Origin of the sequence: Archangium violaceum Cb vi76 (genome assembly GCF_000733295.1) — a bacterium.
Taxonomy (GTDB): domain Bacteria; phylum Myxococcota; class Myxococcia; order Myxococcales; family Myxococcaceae; genus Archangium; species Archangium violaceum.
In genome coordinates, this window is the sequence record NZ_JPMI01000209.1 from 60,964 (window position 1) to 66,963 (window position 6,000).

The 6,000-nt window shown below is 67.7% G+C and carries 5 protein-coding genes; 3 read left to right on the forward strand and 2 right to left on the reverse strand.

What is annotated here, in order from left to right:
* Positions 1-373: 373 nt before the first annotated feature.
* Together Q664_RS60160 and Q664_RS27605 are read left to right on the forward strand one after the other, a co-directional pair.
* Positions 374-520: a hypothetical protein gene (locus Q664_RS60160; RefSeq protein ID WP_158079837.1), complete on the forward strand. Its 147-nt coding sequence runs from the start codon at positions 374-376 to the stop codon at positions 518-520.
* 99 nt (positions 521-619) lie between these two features.
* Entirely contained in the window at positions 620-1,327 is a 708-nt protein-coding gene (locus Q664_RS27605; protein ID WP_043402231.1) for a glutamine amidotransferase-related protein, read from the forward strand.
* A 25-nt stretch (positions 1,328-1,352) separates the two neighbouring features.
* Here the strand turns inward: Q664_RS27605 and nth are convergent, their stop codons facing one another.
* Positions 1,353-1,994, reverse strand: coding sequence for an endonuclease III (gene nth, locus Q664_RS27610; RefSeq protein ID WP_043402233.1), 642 nt, complete (start codon positions 1,992-1,994; stop codon positions 1,353-1,355).
* A complete protein-coding gene (locus tag Q664_RS27615; RefSeq protein WP_052518736.1) occupies positions 1,991-4,342 on the reverse strand; it encodes a site-specific recombinase in 2,352 nt (783 codons plus the stop codon). The genes nth and Q664_RS27615 overlap by 4 nt, the downstream gene beginning before the upstream one ends.
* A 349-nt stretch (positions 4,343-4,691) precedes the next feature.
* Here Q664_RS27615 and Q664_RS27620 point away from each other — a divergent pair.
* Positions 4,692-6,000 (forward strand): DUF7151 family protein (locus Q664_RS27620; protein ID WP_043402264.1); only part of this gene is annotated, 1,309 nt, incomplete at its 3' end.

A 6,000-nucleotide genomic window follows, 5' to 3' on the forward strand; every position in this document is an offset into this window, starting at 1 on the left:
TCTGCTGCGCCACGCTGGCCAGGAGCCGCGAGCGCGTCTCCTCATGATTGCGGTTGCGGGCTCCGGATATCCTTCCCATGAGCGAGATGGATATTCGGCGGATATTCCCGAGGCAAGCCCTTCGTGTGGGTTTTTATCCTTCCTCAGTGAGGAGATTTATTCGGGTCCGCGCCTCGCCATCGGCCTCAGGGCCGCCGGTACTCCAGGAGAGTCCGAGCTCGCCGAGGCGGTGCGGCGCATGGCGCGACCCCTCCCCCGGACCCTCCGTATGTCAAAACGAGAACTATCCGTGAAAGCAGGAAAAGCTATGAAAGCCCGAGCCGATCCCTTATCCTCATCGCGCTTCACTTCAACCCCCCCCAAGGAGCACCACATGAAGCGCGTTCTCTTCGTCGCCGTCGCCGCTATCGCCCTGGGCCTGGGCCTCGCTTCCGCGCCCGTGCAGGCCGATACCTGCGCGCCGTACTGCTACAAGCACCCGATCACCGGGCAGCTGGTCTGCACCTCTCCCTGCCCGTAACGGCTCGGAGCTTCCGCTTCGTGGTGATGAAGGCCTCATCCGGGCTTCCCGGGTGGGGCCTTTGTCGTTACGGTGCGCGGACTCCATCCAGGAGGCGCCATGCGCGCGGTGGTGATGCAGCACGAGGAGCACGAGGGGCCGGGGTTGCTGGGTCCCGCGCTGGAGGCGGCGGGCTTCACGCTGGTGAAGCGCTTCCGCGGCGTCAAGCGCGAGGACCTGAACGCGGAGCTGGTGGTGGTGCTCGGCGGTCCCATGGGCGTCTACGAGGCGGATCGCCATCCCTTCCTCGGCGAGGAGCTGGCGCTGGTGATCGAGCGGCTCGCGCTGGGGCTCCCGGTGCTGGGCCTGTGCCTGGGCGCGCAGCTCCTGGCGGCCGCGGCCGGCTCCGAGGTCTTCGTCGGGAAGAACGGCCTCGAGGTGGGCGCGACGCCCGTGCGCTGGACGAAGGAGGGCCTGGCCGATCCCGTGCTCGCCGGCGTGCGCCCGCGCACCACTGTAGCCCACTGGCACCAGGACACCTTCAAGGCCGTGCCCGGCGCCACGCTCCTGGCCTCCACGGATCGCTACACCCAGCAGGCCTTCCGGCTCGGCGATTCGTATGGCTTCCAGTTCCATCTGGAGCTCACCGCGGACGAGCTCGACCGCTGGTTCACCCAGGGCGCCGAGGAGCTGGTCGAGCTGTACGAGAAGGACCTCGACGAGCTGCGCTCTCAGCTCCCCAAGCTCCGCTCGGCCGAGGCCGAGAACCGGGAGTTGCTCGAGCGGCTCGCCCACCACTTCGCCCGGGTGGCTCGCGCCGCCAGGTGAACACCGGACGGGGCGGGGGAGGGCTCTACTTCTCCTCCACGCCGATCTTCGGGCAGACGTCGTTCATGGGGCAGGCCTCGCACTTGGGCTTGCGAGCCGTGCAGGTGTAGCGGCCGTGCAGCACGGTCGCGGGCCCGAAGAAGGTCCACTGGTCCTGGGGGATGAGCTTCATCAAGTCCTTCTCGATCTCCTCGGGCTTCTCCTTCTTGGAGAGACCCATGCGCTGGCTGACGCGGGCCACGTGGGTGTCGACGATGACGCCCGAGGGGAGGTTGAAGGCGGTGTTGAGCACGACATTGGCCGTCTTGCGGGCCACGCCGGGCAGGGTGATGAGCTCGTCGATCGTCTTGGGCACATGACCGCCGAAGCTCGCGAGCAGCTCGCGGCTCATGGCCTGCACGGACTTCGTCTTCTGCTTGAAGAAGCCGGTGGGCTTGAGGTCCTCCTCGAGCGCGGCGGTGTCGGCCTCGGCGAAGGCCTTGGGGCCGGGGTACTTCGTGAAGAGGGTCGCGGTCACGCGGTTGACGCGCTCATCCGTGCACTGCGCGGCCAGGATGGTGGCGACGAGCAGCTCGAAGGGGGTGTTCCAGTTGAGCTCGTAGCGGGCACCCGGGTGGGTCTCGTGAAGACGGGTGAGGAGGGTCTTGGCGGTCTGGGCGGCGGTCATGTGGCGCTCGGGAGGGAGATGCGACGGAGACGCAGTGTACCGGGCGGGACCGACACGGAAAGTCCAGGGATGGGACGGCCGAAACCCTCGTGGCGACGCGGTGTTTCAGCCGTTCTGATGATGAGTACTGGGAGGGGTTCTACTGGTGGCGAGGGGAATGGCGTGGAGGCCATCTCCGCCACGGGTGGAAGTGCGCGGGCGTGCCGCCGATCGCACGCTATAGCGCGACGAGGGTGGGGGAGCCGGCAGCAGGGTAACGGGGGAAGGACGAAATCAGCCAGGGAGCGGAATCCGCCCGCGAGCACCGCGCACGCCAGGCGGAGGAAGCCCACCGGCTCCAGGCCCCGGGCTCGTACCGCCGCGGAGAGACCCAGCGAGAAGCTCACGGCCAGGTTGAGTACCCCCACGCAGAGCAGGCCCACCACGGCCCAGAGGAACGCTGGCTCCAACAGCCGCTCGGGCCCGAGCGCCGTGCCGGCGAAGGCGAGGGTGCCAGCACTGAGGGTGACGTGCCGCACGTCCATGGACAGGCCGAAGAAGCGGCACACCGCGGGCGTCATGCCCAGCAGCAGGCCCAGGCTGACATTGGCGCCCAGGCCGCACGCATGACGCGCGAGGGCCTCGCCCAGCTTCTTCGCCCGGGCCTCGCCGAGCAGACAGCGCAGGCCGGGGTGGCGCGCGAGCGCCTCCGGCAGGCGCTGGTAGTGCACCCAGTTCTCCAGCCAGCCGCCGAAGACGCTCGAGCACCACAGCAGCACGCCGGTGAGGGCGGCGAAGAGCAGGGTGCCGCTCTTCAGCGGGTGGAGCGAGCGCACCACGTACTCCGCCTCGCTCGCCTCCAGCAGCGGCTGGCCCCGGAGCGCCTGGAAGACGAGTCCCACGAAGGTGACGGTGGCCACCACCGCGCCGAGGTTGCCGAAGACCGAGGCCAGTTGCGAGCGGGTGATGCAGGCCAGCTGTTTCACCAGGCTGTGCATTCCCTTGTCGCCGGCCTTCACGTCCATCGAGGCCGCCAGGGCCGCGGCCGTCATGGAGGGCTGCTTGGTGGCCAGGGTGAAGCCGAGCAGCTGGATGAGCAGGAAGCCGAGCGCGTAGTTGGTGGCGGCCGCGAGTCCCTCGAAGAAGAGGGGCAGCGCCGCGAAGGTGATGGCCAGCTTGAGTGCCGCGGTGCCAGCGGTGAGCAGCCCTCCGCCCGCCGCCGCGCTCACCATCCGGTGGTACTCGTCCTGGGTGGTGGCGATGTAGTGGCGGCCCACCTCACCGGTGTGTTCGAAGATGCGCCGCGAGACGCACCGCACGCTGCTGCGGAAGAGCGCCGCCACGCTGCGCTCCCTCGCGTGCGCATCCACGAGAGATGACAGCAGCCGGAGGGCGGCGCCGGGTATTGCGCGGGCGCGATCCGGGGCGAGCAGCCACAACAGCGACTCCAGCCGATCCAGGGTGTGGCCGAGCTGCTCGAGGCGGTAGACGAGATCCGTCCCCACCGCGTGGACATCCATGTGGCGCAGCACGCGCTGCGCGGCGGCACGGCAATCGGCGATGGCCTCGGCGCAGACCTCCCGTCGCCGCTCCACCGTGGAGCCCTGCGCGCCCGCCCGCACCTCCAACCGCAGCGCCTCGCACGCGCGGGGCAGGCGGACGAACGGAGAGTGCTCGACCGGACCCGGAGGCAGCCGTGCCAGCACGTCACTCGCCAGACCGAGGGTACTCACGCGCGCGGCGAGCACGAGCACCGCGTCCTCCACCGCCTCCGTCAACGGGGCGAAGGAGGGCGCACGCAGCAGGGCACAGAAGGCCACCACCAGCTCCTCGGACAGCTCGTCCAGCCAGGTCTGGCCTTCCTTGCCGGGGAACAGGCGCCACACCCATTGAGAGAGGTCCCGCTCGTCCGGCGCGGGAGGGACCAGTTGCTGCCCGAGCCGCGCCAAGGCATCTCCCAGGAGGCCGCGCCCGGCGGACAGGCCCGGCTCGGTGAACAACGTCAGCGCGGACGTCTCCGCGAGCACCGACTCGAGGACATCACGCAAAACCTCGCACCACGCGGGCACCTCGCTGAGTACCTCCACCAGCAGCCTCAGGCGCGCCGACCCCTGGGACTCCACTGGCGCCAGCCGCCCGCGACGCGACGGTGTGGCGCCAGGGGCCTGGAGCCAGCGGACCAGCTCCTCCAGCCACGTCAGGCGGGCCGCGAGCGGCGCCCGGGGTGGGGCTGACGTCAGCAGCGAAAGCAGCTCGCCCAGCCGCTGCTCCGCCTCGGGAGTCCTCGGATAACTGGTCAGCAGTTGAGCCAGCGTGGGCGAGAAGAGGACAGGCTCTGGGCACGGGACGGGGATGGGGCTGGCGAGCATGGATGTCACAAACTTTGTCCTCAAAACAACAAAACGTAAAATGGGAGGACTTGAGCCTGCCTGCTCTCCGGACGGTCTGTTGGGTCGAGGGCGCCTGGAGGGCAGGGGACGAAGCCTGCCTTCTGCATAACCTCCGCATTTCCACGAAGACGGCTTGTGAATCATTGCAGGTGCTATGCATTTCCTGGTCGGTGTCTGACTGGTGATCGGCCTTGATTCCTGGCGCTTCGCTGGTGCAAGTGTGGTGTCTTGACGGTGATAGGAGAAACAAAGTTCTCTACTGCGCACTGATGCGTGAACGGACCGCGATGCGGCGTGTCCCACGCTTCTGCAATCCAGGAGAGGTTGAATGTCCCAGAAGTGGAGTTGGCGCCCGTCTGTCATGGCCGGTTTCGTCTTCGCGGTGACCGCGTGTTCGTCGCCCTCGGATGTTCCGGGTGCGGACGGGCAGAGCGGCACCCCCAACAGCAACGGCAAGAACGCGGCCGTCCGATTGATTCCAGAGGCACCGGGAGCCCGCTGCCCCCAGGGTGGCACCGCGCTTCAGACGGGCCTCGATGACAACGAGGACGGCGCGCTGAGCGACGATGAGGTGGAGCAGACCTCATACGTGTGCAACGGGAGCGGCACCCAGTCCGGCGGTATGTCCCTCGTGAAGCTGATGCCCGAGGCCGCGGGCGTGCGGTGTGCGTCCGGTGGTACCGCCGTTCTGTCCGGGGTCGACACGAACGCTGATGGCGTGCAGGGGGACTCCGAGGTCACCCACACGCAGTACCTCTGCGATGGGGACGGCGAGAAGAAGGGCAATGCGTACCTGATGAAGATGGCGTCCGAGGCCGCCGGTCCGAACTGCCCCCAGGGTGGAACGGCGGTCCTCGGAGGCATCGACATGAACGTCAACGGTCAGCTCGAGAGCAACGAGGTGACGACGACGCAGTACGTCTGTACCGGCGCGACGGGCGCGAGCGGTACCGAGGCGCTCGTCAAGCTCGACGCCGCATCCGCCGGTGCGAACTGCGGCCAGGGCGGCAGGGCCGTGAAGAGCGGCTTCGATGCGAATGGTGACGGAACGCTTGGTGCCACCGAGGTGACGAACACCACGTTCGTGTGCAACGGGCTCACGGACTATCCGAACCGGGGCGAGGCTCTCGTGCGGCTCGATACCGAGCCCGCGGGCGCCAACTGCGCGTACGGCGGTACGGCCGTGAAGACGGGTTTCGACTCCAATGCCGACGGGACGCTGAGCGATTCCGAGGTCACGACGACCCAGTTCGTGTGCAGCGCGGCCAATTTCTTCCCGACAAAGTGGGCGAGCAACGCACGGCCCAGCTATGACTCCGGAGAAATCACCAACCTATGGGTCCCCGTGTCGCGCCGGGTCTGGATCTACAAGACCAGCGATACGTCGCGTATCAAGCTCACCGTTTCTGACAATTTCCGGGTTGGTCTGGGCTATGCCTATGGGAAAGGCGTGTACTCGGTGCGCATGAACGGTGGCGCAGTGGGATGCGACGCCTGGCAATATACCGGGAACACCTCCGCTTGGACCCACAATAATCACCTGCCATTCGCGAACGTCTGCCTCACCGAGCAGCTCCCGAAGGGTCTGTACGAGTTCGATGTGTGGTCATACGCGAGCGGAGGAACCAGTTACATCC